The sequence below is a fragment of the Paludibaculum fermentans genome (assembly GCF_051172195.1).
GTDB lineage: Bacteria > Acidobacteriota > Terriglobia > Bryobacterales > Bryobacteraceae > Paludibaculum > Paludibaculum fermentans_A.
In genome coordinates this window covers 4,040,446-4,060,967 of the sequence record NZ_JBPJAQ010000001.1, presented here as the reverse complement: position 1 = coordinate 4,060,967, position 20,522 = coordinate 4,040,446, and the positions used below count along the sequence as shown (strand labels likewise).

General features: G+C 61.6%; 15 protein-coding genes. 5 read left to right on the top strand and 10 right to left on the bottom strand.

Going from position 1 to position 20,522, the window contains the following annotated elements; all coding sequences use genetic code 11:
- Positions 1-5 precede the first annotated feature (5 nt).
- The 6 genes from ACR9Y2_RS16455 to ACR9Y2_RS16430 all read right to left on the bottom strand — a co-directional run bounded on the left by ACR9Y2_RS16455 (position 6) and on the right by ACR9Y2_RS16430 (position 4,762).
- Entirely contained in the window at positions 6-1,799 is a 1,794-nt protein-coding gene (locus tag ACR9Y2_RS16455; protein ID WP_435042518.1) for a c-type cytochrome, read from the bottom strand.
- 9 nt (positions 1,800-1,808) lie between these two features.
- Entirely contained in the window at positions 1,809-3,080 is a 1,272-nt protein-coding gene (locus tag ACR9Y2_RS16450) for a cytochrome b N-terminal domain-containing protein (RefSeq protein ID WP_435042517.1), read from the bottom strand.
- Positions 3,077-3,577, bottom strand: a complete 501-nt coding sequence (locus ACR9Y2_RS16445; RefSeq protein WP_435042515.1) for a ubiquinol-cytochrome c reductase iron-sulfur subunit — start codon at positions 3,575-3,577, stop codon at positions 3,077-3,079. The genes ACR9Y2_RS16450 and ACR9Y2_RS16445 overlap by 4 nt, the downstream gene beginning before the upstream one ends.
- A complete protein-coding gene (locus ACR9Y2_RS16440; RefSeq protein ID WP_194452968.1) occupies positions 3,543-3,746 on the bottom strand; it encodes a hypothetical protein in 204 nt (67 codons plus the stop codon). The genes ACR9Y2_RS16445 and ACR9Y2_RS16440 overlap by 35 nt, the downstream gene beginning before the upstream one ends.
- A complete protein-coding gene (locus ACR9Y2_RS16435; protein ID WP_435042514.1) occupies positions 3,737-4,180 on the bottom strand; it encodes an RrF2 family transcriptional regulator in 444 nt (147 codons plus the stop codon). The genes ACR9Y2_RS16440 and ACR9Y2_RS16435 overlap by 10 nt, the downstream gene beginning before the upstream one ends.
- Positions 4,181-4,381: 201 nt before the next feature.
- Positions 4,382-4,762: a DUF2809 domain-containing protein gene (locus tag ACR9Y2_RS16430; RefSeq protein WP_435042513.1), complete on the bottom strand. Its 381-nt coding sequence runs from the start codon at positions 4,760-4,762 to the stop codon at positions 4,382-4,384.
- 87 nt (positions 4,763-4,849) lie between these two features.
- Here ACR9Y2_RS16430 and ACR9Y2_RS16425 point away from each other — a divergent pair, with 87 nt between their 5' ends.
- Positions 4,850-6,151, top strand: a complete 1,302-nt coding sequence (locus tag ACR9Y2_RS16425; RefSeq protein ID WP_435042511.1) for an acetylxylan esterase — start codon at positions 4,850-4,852, stop codon at positions 6,149-6,151.
- 9 nt (positions 6,152-6,160) lie between these two features.
- Here ACR9Y2_RS16425 and ACR9Y2_RS16420 read toward each other — a convergent pair whose 3' ends face one another.
- Positions 6,161-6,667 carry a DinB family protein gene (locus ACR9Y2_RS16420; RefSeq protein WP_435042509.1) on the bottom strand — a complete coding sequence of 169 codons (507 nt, stop codon included), beginning with the start codon at positions 6,665-6,667 and terminating at the stop codon, positions 6,161-6,163.
- Positions 6,668-6,796: 129 nt separating this feature from the next.
- Here ACR9Y2_RS16420 and ACR9Y2_RS16415 point away from each other — a divergent pair, with 129 nt between their 5' ends.
- Together ACR9Y2_RS16415 and ACR9Y2_RS16410 are read left to right on the top strand one after the other, a co-directional pair.
- The gene (locus tag ACR9Y2_RS16415; protein WP_435042508.1) at positions 6,797-7,606 is read left to right on the top strand and encodes a carbohydrate-binding family 9-like protein; all 810 of its coding nucleotides are present in this window, start codon (positions 6,797-6,799) and stop codon (positions 7,604-7,606) included.
- 150 nt (positions 7,607-7,756) lie between these two features.
- Positions 7,757-9,379, top strand: coding sequence for a carboxylesterase/lipase family protein (locus ACR9Y2_RS16410; RefSeq protein ID WP_435042506.1), 1,623 nt, complete (start codon positions 7,757-7,759; stop codon positions 9,377-9,379).
- A 62-nt stretch (positions 9,380-9,441) separates the two neighbouring features.
- On the opposite strand, the gene ACR9Y2_RS16405 is transcribed toward ACR9Y2_RS16410, so the two are convergent.
- Positions 9,442-11,694 (bottom strand): hypothetical protein, encoded by a 2,253-nt coding sequence (locus ACR9Y2_RS16405; protein ID WP_435042504.1) that lies wholly within the window; start codon positions 11,692-11,694, stop codon positions 9,442-9,444.
- A gap of 170 nt (positions 11,695-11,864) precedes the next feature.
- Here ACR9Y2_RS16405 and ACR9Y2_RS16400 point away from each other — a divergent pair, with 170 nt between their 5' ends.
- Entirely contained in the window at positions 11,865-15,287 is a 3,423-nt protein-coding gene (locus ACR9Y2_RS16400) for a carboxypeptidase regulatory-like domain-containing protein (protein WP_435042502.1), read from the top strand.
- A gap of 107 nt (positions 15,288-15,394) precedes the next feature.
- Here ACR9Y2_RS16400 and ACR9Y2_RS16395 read toward each other — a convergent pair whose 3' ends face one another.
- Positions 15,395-15,643, bottom strand: a complete 249-nt coding sequence (locus ACR9Y2_RS16395) for a hypothetical protein (RefSeq protein WP_435042500.1) — start codon at positions 15,641-15,643, stop codon at positions 15,395-15,397.
- Between the two features lie 38 nt (positions 15,644-15,681).
- The gene (locus ACR9Y2_RS16390) at positions 15,682-16,905 is read right to left on the bottom strand and encodes a hypothetical protein (protein ID WP_435042499.1); all 1,224 of its coding nucleotides are present in this window, start codon (positions 16,903-16,905) and stop codon (positions 15,682-15,684) included.
- Between the two features lie 237 nt (positions 16,906-17,142).
- Between ACR9Y2_RS16390 and ACR9Y2_RS16385 the strand changes: the two genes are divergently transcribed.
- Entirely contained in the window at positions 17,143-20,478 is a 3,336-nt protein-coding gene (locus ACR9Y2_RS16385) for a TonB-dependent receptor (protein ID WP_435042498.1), read from the top strand.
- Positions 20,479-20,522 lie beyond the last annotated feature (44 nt).

The window sequence follows — 20,522 nt, the reverse complement described above, 5'->3', positions numbered from 1 at the left end:
ATGAACTACTTGCGGGCGGCACTCCGGGCATTGATGCCGCGGATGAAGTTGACGAGGTCGCCAACTTCGTTCTGGGACAGACCGTAGTCGATCCACGACGGCATGGCGGAGCCTTGCACGCCGTAGAGAATGGAATCGAACATCCGGTGGTCTGAAATGCTCTCGACAAAAGCCGTATTGCGCAGGTTGCGGGGCCGCGGCAGGATGTCGAGGGAGTTCGGACCTTTGCCGTCGGCCTTGCGGCCGTGGCAACCGGAGCAGCGGCGGATGAAGGTATCTTCTCCGCGCGCCATGGATTCGGAACTGGAAGCGACGGGATTCTTCTCGGGTACTTTGCGGGCGGTGACCTCTTTGCGCGGCTCCTTCGTATAGGTGGTGAAGACGTACTGGAGGACGCCCTGGATCTGGCTATCGTTAAGCACCTGGCCCCAAGCGGGCATGGAGGTGCCGGCGACGCCGGTCTTGATGGAATCCTGGAGACGACTGAGGGGCTTGCTGTTGATGAAGCCGGCCTTGGTGAGGTCGCGGGGGTAGGGGTCGAGGTAGATGGCGATGGGGCCGTGGCCGTCGCCCTTCTCGCCGTGGCAGCGCTGGCAGAGCTCCTTAAAGGTATCGGCCGGGGTGGGCATGGGCGGCGGAGTCTTGAGGCTGGCCAGATAGGTGCTCATGGCCTGGAAGTCAGCCACGGGGAAGCGGAAGGTGGGCATGATGGAGTCCCGAATCAAGGCGGGCGGATTCTTGAAGTGTTCGAGAATCCAGGGTTCGGGCTTCATGAGACCTTCGAAGCTGAGGTCGGGGGCAATACCGCCGTCGCGCGAGCCGAGTTTGTGGCAGGCGGTGCAGGCGTGGTCGGTAACCAGCTTTTCTCCCGATGAGATGAGGGCGGCGCCCTGCAGCACGACGGGTTCAGCGGCGCCTTCCGGCGGCCGTTTCGCGTTGAGCGAAGCGCGGTAGCGCTGGAGGGAAGTCTCAGAGAAGTTGACGCCGCGGCGGCTCTTCAGGAAGATGACGAGCGCCTTGACGTCGGGTTCGCTGAGATGGAACTGGGGCATGAACGAGGTGGCGAGGTTGGCGCGGGGGTCGACGATGGACTCCCAGAGGTAGTCGATCTTGAACTTATGGCCGATCTCGGAGAGATCCGGACCGAGGGTACCTTCGGAGAGGCCTTCAATGCGGTGGCAGCCGTAGCAGTTGTTGGCGAAGAAGAGCTTGCGCCCGCGATCGACGAGAGCGGTGCCGGCGAAGTTCTCTTCGGTATGGCACTGGGCGCAGTTGGACTGCATGTAGTCCTTGCCCTTCAGCTTGGATGCGAAATCCTTGCGCCAGTTGGCCTGGACAATGTAGCCGGCCAGCGGATCAGGCCAGTATTCGTCTTCACCGTGGCTAAAGTGCTCCTGCAGGCCGCGGCCCTGGCCGTCATGGCAGACGGTACAGCCGAAGTCAGCGAACTTGTGACGGCGCTCCCATTTTCCGTTGACCTGGACGTCACCCATGCCGGCGGTGTAGGGGTGGGTGCGCAGCGGCTGGGCGTGATCCTTGAAGCGGGGATCGTCCATCGCGAGGTGGCAGGTGATGCAGCGATCGACGCGATTGTCACCGAACTTGGTGACGAGCGACTGCTCGATGCGGGGTGAGCGGGCGGTGAGGGCGGCCTTCTCGGCATCAGTCTTGGAGAGGGCGCGCGCCTGGTCGAAATAGGCGGTCTGGTAGTTCTCCCACTTGTGGAAGAACTGCTGGTAGAAGACGAGCCCGTGGACGATGAGGACCACGAAACTGGCGATAGCAAGTGCGAGTCTCATGAAGTCACCTCATTTCCAAGGGGAGACGAACTCCCAGTTGGGTCCCCGGAAGAAGGTCCCGATAATGACGAACACCACGTTGACGATCAGGAAGGTCATGAAGATCGTATTGGCGAGCAGGCGCTCACGGGCGAACCACTTGCCGACGCCGGCGGTGCGCCGGTCGAGGTAGGGTGTACCCAATAAGAGCAGGACGAAGATGGTGGGGATGCCGACTCCGCCCCAGAAGGCGGAGTAGCTGACCATCTCCTGCAGGCCCAGGAAGTACCAGGGCGCCTTGGCCGGATTTGGCGGATGCATGACGTTGACGGGCTCTTCGAGCGGCGCGTTGAACATCATGGAAAGCGTCAGGATGGCGGCGAGGGTGAGGATGAACACGAACAGCTCGGCAATGAGCAGATTGGGCCAGGCGAAGACTGAGTTGTCGGGCGTATTGCCGATCTTGGTGAAGGGTCCGCGGACGAAGCCCTGCAGGCCGTAGGTCTTGTTTTTGTTGAGTTCGACAGCCTTGATGCTGACGGCGACAGGGACCGAGGTCTCTTCGGGACGGGAGAGTCCGCCGTCTTTGCGGATCCGCCAGAAGTGAATGGCGACGAGTAGAGTGACGATGACCGGCAGGACAGCCACGTGGAGGACGTAGAAGCGAAGCAGCGCTTCCTGTCCGACGGTGGCGTCGCCGAGCATGAGGAACTGGATGTCCTTGCCAACGACAGGGGCGTAAGCGGCGATGGAGGTGCCGACGGTGATGGCCCAGAAAGCCAGCTGATCCCAGGGAAGCAGGTAGCCGGTGAAGCTGGAGAAGAGAGTGAGCAGGAAGAGCAGGACGCCGATGACCCAGTTGAACTCACGGGGCTTCTTGTAGGAGCCGGTGAAGAAGACCCGGCACATGTGGAGGGCAACGACGCCGACCATGCCGTGAGCGGCCCAGCGGTGCATGTTGCGCAGGAAGATGCCGAAGGCGACCGTGCCGCGCAGGTCCAACATGCGATCGTATGCCTGCGTTGTGGACGGCACGTAGTAGAACATCAGCAGGACGCCGGTGACGACCAGGATCAGGAAGAGGAAGAAAGACATGAGGCCCAGGCCCATGGTGTAGATGGGCCGGAGCGTGTTCTTATTGACCTTCACCGGGTGGATGTGAAGGAAGAAATTGGTGAAGCTGGTGGAGGAGCGCTGCAGATCGTCCGTGGGGAGCGGGTTACGAAATAGCGAGTGCCAGACGTTTGCCGGCAGTTCCCGCATGTTCGTCCACAGCGAGGGGGGTTTGACTGCCTGGCTCATACGTTCAGGTAGCTCCCAGGCTCGACCTCAGTATCCTTGTCGATCTCGATTTCGCCGTTCGGGGCGAGGCTCACCTTGTACCAGGGGAGGGCCTTGGGAGCGGGTCCACCGGTCACGTTGCCATCCTGGTCGTAGCGCGAGCCGTGGCAGGGGCAGGAGAAGCCGGTGTCGGCGACGCTGACGATGCAGCCGAGGTGGGTGCAGGTGGTAGAGATGGCGGCAAGCTTGTCTCCCTCCCGCACAACGCACACACGGCGGGTGTCGAGAGCCATGCGAGTGCCGGAAGGAAACTCCTCCGGCTTGCCGATGTTGAACCGCTGGGGCTGCCCGTAGGTGGCACGCGGCTTGATGAACACGAGATTCGAAAAAGCGCTCAGGATCGCCGAGCCAAACAGTCCAAAACCACTGAACCAGGCAAGCATGCGGCGCCGGTTCATGCCCGGCTCGCCGGCCGCATCCTTGTTATGAGCGAATTTGGGATTTCCCGCCATCTTCATCCGACTCCTTGGGTTGATCTACCAGTTCTTGAATGTCCGACCAGAAGACCTGATACTTGGCGTCTTCGAGGTCGCGAAAATAGTCGCGCTTCACGGCAAAGACAAAGACACACGCAGCGCCGAGGCCCATAAAGAGGCTGGCGGCGAGGGCGACCCAGGTCAGCTCCATTTGGGCACCCCGCAGATGGGGCCGGTGGCCGGGGTCCGGGCGGCCAGGGCAGCGATCGTGTGAGCACGGAGGACGGCGGTCAGCGCATCCTGCGCCTCCTGCCAGACCACATGGACGCTGCACCAGTCGCTGCGGCCACAGAAGCCTTCGGGGCCGATGCAGGCATTGAGTTGGAGCGGGCCTTCCAGGGCTTCGACGACGTCGAGGAGAGTAATGGACTCGGCCGGCTTGGCAAGGGTGTAGCCGCCGGAGACTCCGCGATGGGAGAGGGTGAGTCCGGCGCGAGTGAGGGCCTGCAGGACTTTGCTGAGGAAGGCTTCGGGGGCATCGCCGAAGTTTGCAAACTCGGTGAGAGTGACGCGCCCGCCGACGGGAACAGTGGCCAGGTGAAGCATCACCCGGACTGCGTAATCGGCTGCGCGAGTCAACTGCATTTGGCGAACCTTGATAAATTAGAGTCTTTTTCTCCGGTATTGTCAATAGAGTTTTTAAGACCTTGTTTGCTTAAATATAGACGAGAAGATACAGATAGATTCGGGGTGCGTCAGCAGGGTCGAGGACGCCTAATTTGTACTTTTTTGTTTGGATTTGTCAGGGGTGGTTCCGGCTGCGGCGGAGGTCCCCTGGGCTGGGCATTAGGATCGGGCAGTGTCGGCGCGATAAATGGAGGCAATGCCTACGGCGTAGGCTACGAGGTCGAAGAAGCTGAACTGGGTGCCGAGGAGGCGGGCCACGATCCGCACTATCCCGTGTTCGCTGGTGAGGAGTTGGGCGGGGATGCGGGTGAGTTGGAAGAGTTCGATGGCGGTCATGGCGGCCATGGCGCAGATCGCAGTGGTGGAGGGTTTCCAGAAGGGGCGGAGGAGGACGTAGAACATCGCAGCATAGAGGGCGTCCCCGAGGTATTTGTCGATTAGGACGAAGCCGGTCTGATGGAGGCGGGATACGATGCCGGCCGCGATGATGCCCGCGAGGGTGAGGGCCCACACGGCTCGGGGTGATGGGCGAAGGGACATGTGTGTAGTGTACGGTGCGGAGGCGGGCCTCCGCGTTTGTGCAGCGAACAGCGAGAGGGCCATCCGCGATATTGTGTTTGGTTAGCTATGCTCCGATTCGCGCTACTTTCCCTACTCGCTTTTTCACTCGCCGCCCAGGATCGTGTCGGCACGATTCAGGTTCGGGTCGCCACCGACCATACGGATTGGCGGTATGAGCCCGGTAAGCCGGTGAAGTTCCAGATCACGGCCGTGCAGGACGGCCACGCTTTGAGCGGGGTGAAGGTGACTTACCGGATTGGTCCGGAGATGATGCCGCCGAAGATCGACCAGACGGCGACGATTACGGGCGAGAGCCTGACGGTGGAGGGCGGGACGATGAACGAACCCGGCTTCCTGCGGTGCATCGCCACGGTGGAGAAGAACGGCAAGACTTATCGCGGCCTGGCGACCGCTGCATTCCAGCCGGAGTCGATCAAGCCGACACAGCAGGATCCGGCGGACTTCGACGAGTTCTGGGCTGCGGGCAAGGCGGCACTGGCGAAACTGCCGATCGACGCCAGAATCACGCCGCTGCCCGAATATGGCAATGCGCAGGCCGACTGCTATCAGGTGAACCTGCAGAACGTCGGCATGGGGAATGCGCCGTCGCGGTTTTACGGCATTCTGTGCGAGCCCAAGGCACCGGGCAAGTATCCGGCGTTGTTGAGTGTGCCGGGCGCTGGAGTGCGGCCCTACCGCGGCATGGCGGAGATGGCGGCTCGCGGTGTGATTACGCTGCAGGTGGGGATTCATGGGATTCCGGTGACGATGGACCAGACGGTGTACGATTCGTTGGGCGCCGGGGCGCTGGCGAACTACAACACGTTCGGCCTCGACAACCGGGACCGGTACTATTTCCGGCGGGTTTACCTGGGGTGTGTCCGTGCCAACGATTACCTGACCAGCCTTGCGAAATGGGATGGGGTGCATCTCGTCGTGACTGGCGGCAGCCAGGGTGGGGCGCTCTCGATTGTGACAGCAGCGCTGGATCCGCGGGTCAAGGGGTTGGCTGCGTACTACCCGGCGTTATCGGATGTCACCGGGTATCTGCAGAATCGGGCCGGCGGTTGGCCGCACATGTTCCGCGCGACTGAGGGTCCGATGGCCCACCGGTCGCAGGACAAGATCGAGACGTCGCGCTACTACGACGTGGTCAATTTCGCGCGGCGGGTGAAGGTGCCCGGGCTGTACTCGTGGGGCTTCAACGATGAAACGTGCCCACCGACCTCAATGTACTCGGCGTATAACGTGATCCCGGGGCAGAAGAAGCTGATGCTGGCCCTGGAGACGGGTCACAACAATGTTCCGGAGCAGGTGGCTGAGGTGCAGGCGTGGCTGCTGGCGTTTCTGCAGGCGAACGCAAATTGACTTCGCCTGCTAGCCGTGACCCTGCCGCTTTCTCCAGACATCCCAGGTGAGCGGGCCGGCCTCATCGTCGGAGATTGGGCGGCCGGAGAGTTTGAGGGCCAGCTTGATCTGGCCGTGGTGGTAGGACTCGTGGAAGATCAGGAGCTGAACGAGCAGGATCGGATGGTCGTAGTGCAAGTCCAAGGCTCGGCCGGCTTCTACCCTGCCCCGCACCGCGTCGCGGACACGCCCGGCGCTTTCGTTTAGCATCCCGGCGATACGGTGAGGGTCGGGCTCGAAAACCCACTCCTGTGACGGCACCTCTCCAGCGAACTCTGGAGCCTCTTCAAGAACTGACACCATCCGCTCATGGTGGAGGTGAGTGAACATCTCGGAGACGGTGTGGCTGGTGGGCGTCGCACGTGCTTCCAAGCCGCTGGGCGGGATGGCGTGGAGGAGGTTGACGAGGATGGTATTGTTGCGGTCCCAGGAGTCGAGCAGGGCGTCCAGCAGGCTTTGGTCTGGTGCTTCCGGCATCTCTGCTTCCATTTTGTACTAAATCGTGAAGTTTTTCAGATGGGGGGCCAAACGTCTTACAAGGTTGAGGTTCGGGCCGGTCGCGCGACACGGCCGCCCGGGGTTCGGCCTATAATTCGAGAGCAACCCATGTATCCTTTTGAACCTGCGCGCTACACCTGCTATCGGGCCAACGGACCGCTGACGATCGATGGCAAGCTGAATGAGCCGTCGTGGCTGGCGGCCCCGAAATCGACGCCCTTTGTGGATATCGTCACTGGGGAACCGGCGTGGTTTGACACGCGCACGGCACTGCTCTGGGACGACGAGAATCTCTACTTCGGGTTCTGGGCGGAAGAGAACGACGTCTGGGGCACGCTGACTGAGCGGGACTCGAAGATCTATGAAGAGAACGACCTTGAGTTGTTCATCGGCGCCCAGGACGCGTACTACGAGTTTGAGATGAATGCGCTGAACACGGTGTATGAAGTGTTCTGGGTTTGGAAGGACATCTTCCTGCCGGGGTCGAAGTATTTTGGGCGGCCGGAGTTTGATCCCGCCACGCAGAGGACTATGGTGCTGGATGGAGTAGGCGGCCATGTGCACGAACGGGGCGAGCGGTGGGGGTTCCTGGATTGGGATTATCCGGGCCTGCGGACGGCTGTGCATGTGGATGGTGTGGTGAACCGAAGGGACAAGACAGACCGGGGCTGGACGGCGGAACTGGCCTTTCCCTGGAAGGGGCTGGAGTTGCTGCGTGACGGGCGGTCGCTGCCGCCGAAGGACGGGGATGTCTGGCGGATCGATTGCAGCCGGTTTGAGAAGATCGGCCGGAACGGCGAGGTGCTGGATCCGTGCGCGGGCTGGACGTGGAATCAGCACGGGCACTACGACTCGCACATCCCGGAAGTGTTTCCCTATGTGACGTTCTCGACGGAAGTGGTGGGCGAGGGGCGTTAGCCGGACTTTGAGCTCCGGCGCGCACTGGGTCAACAGGCTGTATATGATCTAGGTGGCTGAACGAAGCAACGTGTCCCTCCAGGCGACGCTGAAGTGGATTCGCGCGGAGCGCCGGCGGCGCGGATGCTTCCTCCAGATCGGAGCAGAACCATGAAGTTGTTGATGAGCCTTTGCTTCTGTGCGGTGGCGGGCCTGGTAGCAGTCCAGGGAGCACCCGCCGGTCCCCGCGTCAAGACCGTGAATGGTGTGGTGGAAGGGATCACCGCACAGTCCGGGGTCCGGATGTTCCGGGCGATTCCGTTTGCCGCCCCGCCTGTGGGCGAGTTGCGCTGGAAGGCGCCGCAGCCGGCGAAGAAGTGGGCGGGCGTCCGCCCGGCGGTAGATTTCGCGTCGAGCTGCATGCAGCGGCCGATCTTTGGAGACATGGAGTTCCGCGGCAAGGGTACGAGCGAGGATTGCCTGTACCTGAACGTGTGGACGCCGGCCAAGACGGCTTCGGAGAAGCTGCCGGTGCTGGTGTACTTCTTTGGCGGCGGGCTGATGGCTGGCGACGGGTCAGAGTACCGCTACGACGGCGAGAGCATGGCGACGAAGGGCATCGTCTCGGTCACCATCAACTATCGACTTTCGGTATTTGGGTTCTTGGCTCATCCGGAACTGACCGCGGAAGCTGCCTATCACTCTTCGGGCAACTACGGTTTCCTGGATCAGAACATGGCGCTGCAGTGGGTGCAGGCTAATATCGCGGCATTTGGAGGCGATCCCAAGCGGGTGACGATTGCGGGCCAGTCGGCCGGATCGCGTTCCGTGAGTGTGCAACTGCTCTCGCCCTTATCGAAGGGTTTGTTCTCGGGCGCAATTCTGGAAAGCGGCAGCATGGTGAGTGCGGTGAAGCCGCTGTCCCTGGCGGATGCCGAGAAGCGCGGGTTGGAGTTCATGGCGGCAGCCGGCGCCAAGTCGTTGAAGGATCTGCGGGCGATCCCCGCGGAGAAGGTGCTGGCGATGACCGCGCAGCCGGCCTGGACGCGTTTCGAGGCAATCGCGGATGGCTACCAGGTGGCGGCGAAGGACCTGATCGAATGCGCGGACAAAGGGGAACTGGCGCGGGTGCCGTTGCTGCTGGGCTGGGTGACGGAAGACCGGAACGCACAGTCGTTGCTGGGCGAGAATCCGGCGACACCCGAGGGGTATAGCGCGGCAGTACGCAAACTGTTCGGAGCGGATGCCGATCGCGTGCTGGCATCGTATCCGGCCGGGCAGACAGCGGATCAGGTGTTGGATGCGGCCCAGACTTTGGCAACGGACCGTGGGATGGGCTACAACATGTGGCGGTTGGCAGAGGGTCACCGGCAGTCGAGCGGACAGGCGGTGTTCCGATTCCTTTACGGGCGGCCGAGGCCAAAGTTCCTGGGGCGGGCCGACCAATTGCCTGGCACCGCGGGCGGGATCATCACCAATGCGGCTGCGGCTTCCTCCGTTCCGAAATGGCGTGGAGCCGTGCACTCCGCCGAGATCGAGTACGCTTTGGGCAACCTGGCCACGAACAAGCACTATGCCTGGGAGCCGGCCGACTACAAGCTGTCGGAGGTCATGGAAGGCTACTTTGCGAATTTCGTCAAGACCGGCGATCCCAATGGTGCCGGGCTGCCGAAGTGGCCGGCCTACGCGCCTGGCTCGGGGTTCCAGATCATGAGCTTGAATGCGGAGTCCTGCGCTGTGCCTGAGACGCGGCAACGGTATCTGCTGCTGGACGGGATTCTGCACAAAAAATAGGCATGTTGGAGCGCCGCATCTTTCACCCGTCGTTGGCGGCTCAGCGATGGGTGAAATGCGGGCTAATGGAATTGTTCGACGAGGAAGAGATCACTGGCTATCGGGTCGGCCAGGGAGATGAAGATGGCGGACCCATCGGGTGCTACGGCCAGCCCGGCGTCTCCGACCAGTGGCCGATTGGGCAGTTCGGCCAGGCTGGTCTCTTTGCGGGTGTTCAAGTCGAATGCGCGCAATGAATACGGCGGCTTGACGCCGGCGAAGAAGATGGTGTCGTTGAAGAGGCGCCAGTTGCCCCACATGCCGGCATCGAGGCCTTCAAACACGACTTCTTCGTGGCCGCCGGCGACGGGCAGGCGCCAGATTGCGCGGCCGCCGCGGTCTTTTGTGAAGTAGAGCCAGCGGCCATCGGTGGATTCCCAGGCGCCAAAACCGCCGCCTTGGGTCACCTGGGTGGCCGCACCGCCGATGTAGGGGCGTTTCCAGATCTGCCAGGTGCCACTGGTGTTGGCCGAGTAATAGATGGTGCGGCCGTCGCGGGACCAACTGGGGACTACTTCGTCGTAGCTCTCGCGAGTGAAGCGGCGCAGTTTGCCGTTCCCCGCGTTCACGATGAAGATGTCGGAGTTGTCGCCCGTACGGGAATCCAAGGCGATGGAGTGCCCGTCGGGGGACCAGCGCGGGCACCCGGTGAGAGTCCTGCCGAAACGGGTAAGCCGGCGCGGAGCCGCACCGTTGATATCGGATACCCAGATTTCGTCTGTGCCGCTACGGTCGCTGCGGAAGGCAATGCGACGGCCGTCGGGGGCGATGTCGGGGCTCACATCGGTCAGGGTGGAGGAGAGCACCAGTTCGGGTTTACCGGCCGGGAGGGGTTGTCGCCAGATACGGATGGTCTGCCGAGGGCTGGCGAACACCATGCGGTTTCCGGTGTGGGCGACGCGCGGATGGCGGGCGGTGACGGTGCCATCGGTGAGGCGTTGAGGCTCGCCGCCAGCGGCGGAAATGCGCCAGAGGCTGCGTTGCCGGGCGAAGACCAGCGCGCTGCCGTCGGCAGTCCAGGAATGGCCCATCAAGGGGTGAGGGCCCGTGGTGAGACGGGTGATCCGACCGGTCGCCAGGATCACGACGGAGAGTTGGTCGACGCCGTGGCTGAGGGATTCGCGGAAGGCGATGCTGCGGCCATCGGGGGAGAAAGCCGGCTCGTAGTGACCAAGGATCTGCTCCGGGCTGGTGGTGATGCGGGTGATGGTCCCATTGGCGGTAGAGATTAAGACGAGATCCCGGCGGTCCGTCGCGGCAATGTATTTGCCGTCCGGCGACCAGTCGATGAGGACGGACGGGCCGACGGGACTGGGGGCGGATTCGATGACGGCGCGGCGGACGATATCGCGGGTGGCGAGATCCATTACAAAGATGCCCAGATGGTCGGGTCCAGTGGGGCGGAGGAAGGCAATCTCCCGGCCCCCGGGGGACCAGACGGGGCTGGACACTTCGCCTTCGGCCTCTTTGGTGAGGAGGACGGGCGAGAAGCTGCCGACATTCTGGACGTAGATGTTGCGACGGCCGCTTTCTGAACCGTTCCACAGGAACGCCACCTTGGTGCCATCGGGAGAGAAGGAGGGCTGCAACTCGGCTCCGGGCAGACTGGTGAAGGTGCGGACTTCGAGCGGCGGAGGGCCTGGACGCGAGGCGGCAATCTTCCAAACTGCGACGACCAGGACGGCCACGGCGAAGAGAGACAGGCCGATGACGCGAAGCGAGAAGCTGGGGCGGAGTCGAATCGGGACGGGTGCTGCCTCGACCGGTGCACTAGGCAGCGGAGGAGCCGGTAAATCTGCAGGAAGGAGTCCGGATTCCGTTGGTGGATTAGGCTTCTTTAGGGTTTTCGGAGCCTGAACGCCTATTTTTAGGTCAAGGATCGCCGGGGTGGAGAGGTTGCGCGGCTTCCGATTGACCTCGAAGGACGTTACATAGCCGCCCTTGGGGAGGTTAATGCGGATGGGATCGTCCTTACCCTCCTTCGCGTAGTAAGCAGCGAGCTTCTCGCGGAGGCGGCGCGCCTCAATCCGGACTATCGGATCCGCTTTTGGGTCATAGGAGGCCGGACGGTCAAAGACCGCACCACCGATAACGCTCTCCTTCAACTGTCCAAGGTCTTGAGCCAGCGAATGTTCGACGGCATAGGAGAGGAAACGGCGCATGCGTTCGGACTTGGCGAAGCCGTCGCTGGCCAGGATTTTCTGAAGTTCCTCGAGGGCGGTGTTTCTGACGTTGAAACGATCGTCCGGAGAGGCCTCGGGACGAGTAACCTGCATTTGCTTACCCCGTCATTACTGCGGGATTACTCCCTGTTTATCTTATTACTTTCTACAATTTTAACAGTTTGCACGGGGGTCGCGCTTGGAGTGGTGGCGCCGTGTCCGGCACCGCGAATCACCGCTGACGCGATCAGTTTGCACAACTCCAACTACAAACGGAGAACTTCATGTCTATTCCTTATACAGGGCAGTTGCGCCGGGCCTGGTTGCTCGTCGCCATGTTTGTCCTGTCCTCCGCCATCCTACTCGGACAATCGGATAACGCCAGCGTCTCGGGCTTTGTCAGAGACTCGACAGGCGCTACTATCCCCGCAGTCCGGGTCGTCCTGACTAATACAGCCACGGGTGCTGAACGCGAAACCAAGACGGGAGACAACGGGTACTACATTTTTACTCCCGTTCCGTCGGGCGTCTACACGGTCTCGGCCGAAGCCGCGGGCTTCAAGAAGACCAACAAAACAAAGAACAAGATCGACTCCAACATGGCGGCAGGCATCGACCTGACGCTGGAAGTTGGTGATCTGAGCCAGTCGGTGGAAGTCACGGCTTCCGCCACCCGAATCCAGACGGATACGGCCGCTTTGGGCCGCGTGGTGGACCGGGCGCAGTTTGAATCCATTCAGGTGACGGGCCGCAACCCGATGTACCTGGCGCTGCTGAAGCCCGGCGTGACCGGTCAATCCGTGACCGGCGGCGGCTTTGGCATGGCGAACATTGCGAACATCAACGGCACGCGTTCGTCCGACAGCACGGTGACCACGGACGGCGCAGTTGGCCTGCGTACGCGTGGCGCGGACGGTACGGCGATCGGCGCGGCGGACATGGACGCGGTGGCTGAAATCCAGATCCTTACGTCAGCTTTCCCGGCTGAGTATGGCCGATCCATTGGCGGCCAGGTGCGTATCATCACGCGCAGCGGCGGCCAGCAGTTCCATGGTTCCTTGTATGAGTACTTCCGGAATTCGGCTTTGAATGCGAATACGTGGGACCGCAACCGCAACTCGAATCCGAGCATCAGCGGCGGGCCGTCGCCGTTCCGCTACAACCAGTTTGGTTACAACGTGAACGGTCCGGTCTACCTTCCGGGCAAATGGAACACGGACAAGAGCAAGCTGTTCTTCCTGTTCAGCCAGGAGTATGTGCGCCAGCGCAGCACGGCCAGCACGACACAGACTGTGGCGACAGCGGCGATGCGGCAGGGCGACTTCAGCGGGCTGCTGAACCCGACCAACACGTTTTATGCGGGCGCGCGGACGATCAACGATCCGACGACGAACAGCCCGTTTGCAGGGAACATCATCCCGAAATCGCGCCTGAGCACGAACGGTGTGGGCATCCTCAGCGCTTCCCAATTGCCGACACCGGGCTTCCTTAGCGGCAGCAACAACTACTACTCGGCCACGGGCGCTCCGACGAATCAGCGGAAAGAGACCTATTCGGTCGACTTCAACCCTTCGAGCAGCCACCAGTTGCGTTTCCGCAGCATGGTCTACAGCTATTGGGATTACTCTCCGTTCGACGGCAGCGGCCACACGCCGCGTATCTTCGACCGTCCGAACAAGAGCTTCTCATTGAACTACATCTGGACCGTCGGCCCGACGATGGTGAACGAACTGCTGGCAACCACCAGCGTCGACCAGGTGTTCATCGGCATCGACACCAGCACAGGTGTATTCGACCGGACAAAGTACGGAATCAACTATCCCTACATTTTCCCCGATCGCAAGGAGATCACGAACAAGATCCCGACGGCGGCGATTGCCGGCTTTACGGGCATCAACGGCGGTCCGTACCCGGCCAAGTCGGCGGGCCCGATCTACATGCTGTCGGACAACTTCACGATCATCAAGAACACGCACACGATCAAGTTCGGCGGCCTGTACGAGCGCGCCGGGCAGAACGACTTCGACCAGATCAACGTGACGGGCGTACCGGGCGGCACGAACAACCAGAACGGCCGTTTCGAGTTCAACGACGGCTCGTTCACGGGCCTGGCGGTGGCGAATGCGGCGATGGGCCTGTTCAGCAACTACGCTGAGCTGGGCGCGCGTCCGTACACTCCGTATCGCTCGCACATGTTCGAATGGTTCGCACAGGACTCCTGGAAGGTGACCGACAAGCTGCGCCTCGAGCTTGGGTTACGGCACAGCATCATCCAGCCGTACTACAGCCAGTGGCGGAACATGGCGGTTTTCGATCCGGCCTCCTACGATGTTTCAAAGGCGGTGGTACAGGATCCGAAGAACGGCGCCATCCTCAGTGGCAACTACCTGAACGGCATGATCATCCCGGGTGATGGCTGGCCGGATTCGGCCAAGGGCCGTGTGCCGATCGCCACAAGCGGCGAATACAACTCGCTGTTCAAGGGCAACAAGGAGTACTCGAAGATCCATTATGCGGACTTCCAGCCTCGTCTGGGTATTGCCTACTCGGTGAGCCCGAAGATGGTGGTTCGCGCCGGCGGCGGCCGTTTCTACACCCGCACCGGTGTGAGCGATTCAGTGTTCCTGGGCGCCAATGCACCGTTCCAGCCGAACGCCTCAGTGGCCAACGGCAGTGTGGACAATCCGGGTGCGGCCGCGGCCAATGCGCGCCTGCCCTTGTTCGTGACGACGCAGGATCCGGTCTTCCGGATGCCGAGCGCGTGGAGCTGGAATACCGCGGTAGAACGGGAACTGCCCTGGGCGACGACGGTGGAAGTTTCCTATGTCGGCCGCCGCGGACTGCACCTGCAACGTGAACGCAACATCAACCAACTACAGCCCGGCACGCTGCAGAGCAGCACGTCCTACGTGGATACGCTGCGGCCCTACAAGGGCTATGCGACGATCCGCGTGACGAACAACGAAGCGTCTTCCACTTACAACGCCCTGCAGGTCAGCGTGAACCGCCGGTTCAGCAAGGGCCTGAGCTATGGTCTGGCGTATACCTACGGCAAGTCGACCGACGATGCCTCGGGCAGCCGCACCATTCTACCGAACGCCTACGATGCCCACACCTTCTGGGGTCCGTCCGATTTCGACGTGCGCCAGATGCTGGTGGTCAACTTCATCTATGAGCTGCCTGTCTTCCGGAACAACAACCTGAGCGGCAAGCTGCTGGGCGGCTGGCAGCTTTCGAGCGTGAACCAGTTCCAGACGGGTACGCCGTTCACGGTGTCCACCAGCCAGGATGTGGCTGGCGTCGGCACTGGCAGCGGCAACCAGATCTGGGACATCAAGGGTGACGCGAAACTGGACAGCGGCGATCAGAAGTTCGCCTACTGGACGGGCGCGAGCAACTACTGGTTCCGGACGACCGCTGCTGACGGCACAGCGCTGTTCCAGCGGGCGGCGGCGGGCACGTTCACGACCCAGAACAATCGCAACAAGTACAACCGGCCGGGATCGCAGAGCTGGAACGTGGCGCTGTTCAAAGCGTTCAGCATCACGGAACAGCAGCGCGTCCAGTTCCGCGCCGAGATGTACAACTTCCCGAATCACCCCAACTGGGATGCCCCGGTGACGGACCCGACCAACTCGGCGTTCGGCAAGGTGACGACGAAGAGCAGCAACCGGACGATGCAGCTCAGCCTGCGTTATTCGTTCTAGTTTGACCCAGCTCGTCCGGTAACGGATGAGTCCAACCGGCTGGTCCCTACCCTACCTGGGTGGGGGCCAGCCTTTTTTTGCGTTCGGGCGGGCGAAGTTGACTGCGGTCATGAGGTGGGTTCCAGCCGGCGGGCTACGAACTTCATGTCCGCGAAATCGTCGTCGCTTGAGGCCAGGAAGAGCCGGCCGAAGACTCTCGGTTCGACGACCATTACCCCGCCCCCGAAGTTCTCGACGTACCAGTCCGCGGAGTTCTCATCCGGATCCGCGATGAGTTCGATCTCGCCAGGGTTGTCGTGGAGGAGAATGCGATCACCGGGTAGGATCATTTCTCCGGTCGTGTAGAAGAATGGCATTTTCCTGTGTCCTCTTGCCTCTGCCCAGCCGTCCCCCGTTACTGTGCGGCTGGGGCTTCGCGGCGGCGGTGGACCAGGACGAGCCTTGGCGGTAGCGGTGAGCCGCCCCGGACCGGGAGTTCGATGAGGGCTTCGAAGGGCACGATCTCCTCGGATGCACGAAGGCCAAGTTTGCGATAGAGGTCGGCGATCAGGGCCGGGGTAGACACGAAAGCGGCCGCTCCTTCGGTTCCGAAGGTGTGGACGCCGGCCAGGACGAGAACGCGGCGGCTGGGGTTGACGCCTTGAGTCAGGGCAACGATCGCATACTCCGTGCCGTTGTCCGGATCGCTTCCGGTGAAGTAGTAGGGTTTCTCGCCGGCGAGGGGAGCGCTGTTGTGGACTGCGCCGAGCTTCGGGAAGGGTTCCTGCGATTCGGCTTTGAGATTGAATTTCTCGAGCGGCGGCAATTGGGCCGCGGGCAGGTTCTCTTCGTGTCCGCCTACGAGGATGATGTCGCTGGTTCGGGCGTCGTCCCAACTGAAGAGCTGCGCGCGTTTGACCCGAGCTTCGCGACCGAGGCCGCGGAGGGAACGCACGACGTCGTGCACGGCAATGACCTCTCCTACGCCTGTGAACTGGTCGTTGACAGGGCCGGCCACGGGTCGCTTGTCAGGAATGAAAAGGCGAAGGCCGCCCGTTGGGTCGCCGACGAAGCGTGGATTGGAGAACACGATGATGGGTGATTCGCCAGTGAGGAAGTGGCTCCAGAAGGCGCGGTCGGAACCCGCCACGACGGGGGTGTCGGAGGCTGAGCGTCCAAACCAGAACCCTAGGGCGGCAGCGAGGACGACTGCGACCAGGGCCAGGCTGATCCACAGCGCGGTGAGCCCACGGCGTACGGGGTGTTCCGGTGGCGTGTGAACCGGGGCGGGATCGGCGGCCCGATAGGTGCTGATGATCGAGTAGGAGCCCTTGGGGATGGCGATGAGAAGCGGATCGCGGGCGCCTTCCTGGGTATAGTATTCGGCGAGTTTGGAGCGGAGGCGGCTGGCGAGAACGCGGACCGAAGAGTCGGTGCGGGGGTCGTAGTCGGTCCCCTTGCCAAGTGCTTCGCTGGCGAGCGTGATCTCCTTGACGGACTCTCCTGGATGGGCGGCGCTATGTTCGGCCAGGTAGAGCAGGAGCACACGTGTGGGATCAGAGCCGATGAAGGTGTTGCTGGAGGCAATGCGGCGAACCTGTTCCAGCACCTCCCCAGGAGTCGGGCCCTTCGTCACCATGAATTCAAGGTTACCTCGCCAGAGTGTCTAACGTGGTGTTTCCACACTGTTTTGCCCACTGTTACATCACGTTGTAACAGGCACTGAAACGCCATCGGACTTGTAGCGAATCCGGGTTGATTCCATAATCCCACACGATACGATTTTGGCGACTTGGGTGCCTCGGGGTGAAGCCAACGGGTCCACGGCGACACGCAAACACCTGCATCGAACACATGCATAAAGAGGTGGTTAGTTATGAGGAATCTATTGCTGGTTCTGAGAATGCTGCCGGTTGGAATCGCATTATTGTGGCCAGCGGCGAGTTTCGCGCAGATCGACACAGGTTCGATCGTAGGCACAGTTAGGGATTCCAGTGGCGCGACAGTGGTGAATGCCACAGTCACGGTGACCAACAAAGCAACGAACGTGGTGCAGACGACGCAGGTGAATGCGTCGGGCGAGTACCAGTTCATCGGGCTGCAGCCGGGTCTCTATACATTGAAGGGCTCAGCGGCGGGCTTTGCGACACAGGTAGTGGACAATCTCGAATTGCACGTTCAGTCGCGGCCCTCCATAGACCTGACGATGCGGGTGGGCCAGATCGACCAGATAGTGGAAGTCCGGGGCGGCTCAGTGATGTTGCAGACGGAGAGCGCGGATGTGGGCGGCGTCGTGGCCCAGCACCAGATCCAATCGTTGCCTCTCAATGGGCGGCGCTATGCGGATCTGGCGCTGCTGGAGGCTGGCGTTCAGAAGAATCTGGTGAACCAGAATAACATGGCTCCTGACCGGTTCAGCAGCAATGGAAACCTGGAGACGCAGAACTACTTCTCCCTGGATGGAGTGGACAATAACTCGGGGTCGACGAACCTGCAGGAGGGCTCGGTGCAGGTGGTGCAACCGCCCCCGGATGCGCTGCAGGAGTTCCGCGTACAGACCAGGACGTACTCAGCGGAGTTCGGCACGTCCGCGGGCGCGGTGATCAACGCGTCGATTAAGAGCGGAACGAACCAGATTCACGGGAGCGTTTGGGAGTTCCTGCGGAATAACGAGATTCAGGCGAATAGCTTTTTCAACAATCTGAACGGCGTGCCGAAGGGGCACTACACGCAGAATCAGTTTGGCGGCGCGATTGGCGGACCGGTAATCAAGGACAAGACGTTCTTCTTCTTCGATGCGCAGGCATTCACCAGCCGGAAGGCGACTACCGTGAACTCGGTGGTGCCGACACCGTTGATGAAGCAGGGGAACTTCACGGAACTGAAGGCAAACCTGACGGATTCCGTGGTGCCGGGGCAGACGGGGTGCATCAGCGGCAAGGTCATCTCGGCCTCCTGCCTGGACCCGACAGGAGTGAAGCTGCTCTCGCTGTTCCCCGACCCGAACATTCCTTCGGCGTTGGCGGGACAAGGCCAGGCAGGTAGTTGGACCGGCGGGGCGAACTACCAGTATCAGTACTCCGTGCCGACCGATACGACCTCGTTCGATACGCGTATCGATCACACGATCAACAATTCCAACCGGATCTTCGGGCGGTACAGCAACTATGTGGTAGACCGGCAGGATGCGCCGTGGACATCGAATCCCCTGGTAGGCAACGGGAATTTCGCAACACAGTACCGGATTCGAGGCCGTAGCTTGGCGCTCTCGTGGACAGACACGCTTTCGTCGTCGATGCTGAACGAGATGCGCGCGGGCTTCAACCGAGATTATGCGCACAGCGATCCGATTGGGGTCGAGTTGGGTAAGTCGTTCGCAAGCGACTATGGACTGACAGGAATCCCGGTGACGCCGAACTCGTCGGGCCTGCCGCCCATCAACATCAGCGGCTTGACTCGTATGGGCACATCGCCGTGGCGTCCGCAGTTCCAGGTGGCACAGGTATGGCAGTTCCTGGACAACTTCAGCTGGCTGAAAGGGAGCCACAGCCTGAAGTTCGGCTATGAACACCGGCACACGAGCAACAATTTCCTGGATCTGCAATCGCCGCAGGGGCAAATGACGGCGAGCGGGATCTACACCGGCAATACCGGGCTGGGCGCCGCGGATTTCCTGCTGGGCAACATGAGCACGGCGCAGTTGACGACACCCTCCGTGGTGCACAACTACATGTATGCGAACAGCCTCTTCGCGCAGGACAGTTGGCGTGTGAGGCCCAAGCTGACGCTGACGTTGGGGCTGAGGTACGAGTTGTTCTCTCCGATCCTGAATCATCAGGACGCGATGGCGAACTTCACGCCAGCCAATGGCGGGGGCTTGCTGAGCGCGGCGAGCGGCGACTGGTTTGCGCGGAGCACGATCCATCCGGACAAGAACGACTTCGCGCCGAGATTCGGATTCAGCTACCAGCCGATGGACCGGGTGGTGCTGCGGGGCGGCTATGGCGTGTTTTACCAGCACACGGTGCGTATCGGCAGCGAAAGCGTGGTGGCGTTGAATCCGCCGTTCATCATCGACGGCAATGTGACACAGAGCAATGGCAGCACGACACCGGTGTTCTTCCTGAAGAATGGGTTCCCTTCCGGCAGCTTTGCCGGGGCGACGGCGGACCTAACACGGACGCAGATCCGGGCACAGGATCCGAACCAGCGGTCGGGCTATGTATCGCAGGTAAGTTTCGGTCCGCAGATTCAGCTCACCGATGACACGAACCTGGATATCTCGTATGTCGGGAATTTCGGACGCAAGATGAACCGGCTGAGGAATGCGAATCAAGGTTTGGTGACGGGGTATACGAACGGGGCTCCGGTGACGCTGTTTCCCTACGCGAACCTGAACTCCAACCTGAATACCCTCGGCGGGAATCACGCGTTTCTCGAATACGCGACGAACGACGGGAACACGAATTACAACGGGCTGCTGGTGTCGCTGCGAAGACGCTTCTCGAAGGGCCTGTCGTATGGAGTGAGTTATACGTGGAGCCACAACTTCGCGGACTTTGTGGACAACCTGACAGGCGGATCGACCCCGGCGAACGCGTATAACTACAGCCTGGAACGGAGCAATTCGCCATTCGATGTCCGGCATAAGTTCGTCGCGAACGCGGTGTGGAACATTCCAGTTGGCAAAGGCGGCGTGCTGCTGAACAATGACGGGTTAGCGAGCCGGCTGCTGGGTGGCTGGCAGCTGAACACGATTGTGACGCTGCAGACCGGGCTGCCATTCACGGTGACGGCGGTGGACAACAGCGCCACGGGCAGCGCACACCAGAGCCGAGCCAACATCGTTGGGGATCCCTATGCGGGACGGACCACGGATCACTCGCTGTACGCGGGGACGAGAGCTCCGGGGTTCTTTCTGAACCCGGCTGCTTTTGCGACGCCGGCCCTGGGGACCTTCGGGAACGTGGCGCCTCGTGGATTCGCGGGGCCGGGCATGCAGGACGTGGACCTGAGTATCTTCAAGGTGTTCGCGATCAGGGAAGCCTGGCGGCTGGAGTTCCGGGCGGAGTCGTTCAACGCGTTCAACCATCCAGTGTTCGGTAATCCGAGTGCGAGTATCACGTCGGCGAGCATCGGGTCGTTTGGCAAGGTGACGAGCACAGTCACAGACCCGCGTGAGTTTCAGTTCGCCCTGAAGTTGTATTTTTAGCTATGCAGGCCGGCCGCGATGGAATCCCACGGGGCCGGCCATCT

Excerpts from the sequence above, each read along its gene's own strand:
- ACR9Y2_RS16395 (WP_435042500.1), bottom strand. The coding sequence starts at position 15,643 with ATGCCATTCTTCTACACGACCGGAGAAATGATCCTACCCGGTGATCGC.
- ACR9Y2_RS16420 (WP_435042509.1), bottom strand. The coding sequence starts at position 6,667 with ATGCCGGAAGCACCAGACCAAAGCCTGCTGGACGCCCTGCTCGACTCC.
- ACR9Y2_RS16385 (WP_435042498.1), top strand. The coding sequence starts at position 17,143 with ATGAGGAATCTATTGCTGGTTCTGAGAATGCTGCCGGTTGGAATCGCA.
- ACR9Y2_RS16435 (WP_435042514.1), bottom strand. The coding sequence starts at position 4,180 with ATGCAGTTGACTCGCGCAGCCGATTACGCAGTCCGGGTGATGCTTCAC.
- ACR9Y2_RS16415 (WP_435042508.1), top strand. The coding sequence starts at position 6,797 with ATGTATCCTTTTGAACCTGCGCGCTACACCTGCTATCGGGCCAACGGA.
- ACR9Y2_RS16400 (WP_435042502.1), top strand. The coding sequence starts at position 11,865 with ATGTCTATTCCTTATACAGGGCAGTTGCGCCGGGCCTGGTTGCTCGTC.
- ACR9Y2_RS16455 (WP_435042518.1), bottom strand. The coding sequence starts at position 1,799 with ATGAGACTCGCACTTGCTATCGCCAGTTTCGTGGTCCTCATCGTCCAC.
- ACR9Y2_RS16410 (WP_435042506.1), top strand. The coding sequence starts at position 7,757 with ATGAAGTTGTTGATGAGCCTTTGCTTCTGTGCGGTGGCGGGCCTGGTA.
- ACR9Y2_RS16430 (WP_435042513.1), bottom strand. The coding sequence starts at position 4,762 with ATGTCCCTTCGCCCATCACCCCGAGCCGTGTGGGCCCTCACCCTCGCG.
- ACR9Y2_RS16440 (WP_194452968.1), bottom strand. The coding sequence starts at position 3,746 with ATGGAGCTGACCTGGGTCGCCCTCGCCGCCAGCCTCTTTATGGGCCTC.
- ACR9Y2_RS16445 (WP_435042515.1), bottom strand. The coding sequence starts at position 3,577 with ATGAAGATGGCGGGAAATCCCAAATTCGCTCATAACAAGGATGCGGCC.
- ACR9Y2_RS16450 (WP_435042517.1), bottom strand. The coding sequence starts at position 3,080 with ATGAGCCAGGCAGTCAAACCCCCCTCGCTGTGGACGAACATGCGGGAA.
- ACR9Y2_RS16425 (WP_435042511.1), top strand. The coding sequence starts at position 4,850 with ATGCTCCGATTCGCGCTACTTTCCCTACTCGCTTTTTCACTCGCCGCC.
- ACR9Y2_RS16405 (WP_435042504.1), bottom strand. The coding sequence starts at position 11,694 with ATGCAGGTTACTCGTCCCGAGGCCTCTCCGGACGATCGTTTCAACGTC.
- ACR9Y2_RS16390 (WP_435042499.1), bottom strand. The coding sequence starts at position 16,905 with ATGGTGACGAAGGGCCCGACTCCTGGGGAGGTGCTGGAACAGGTTCGC.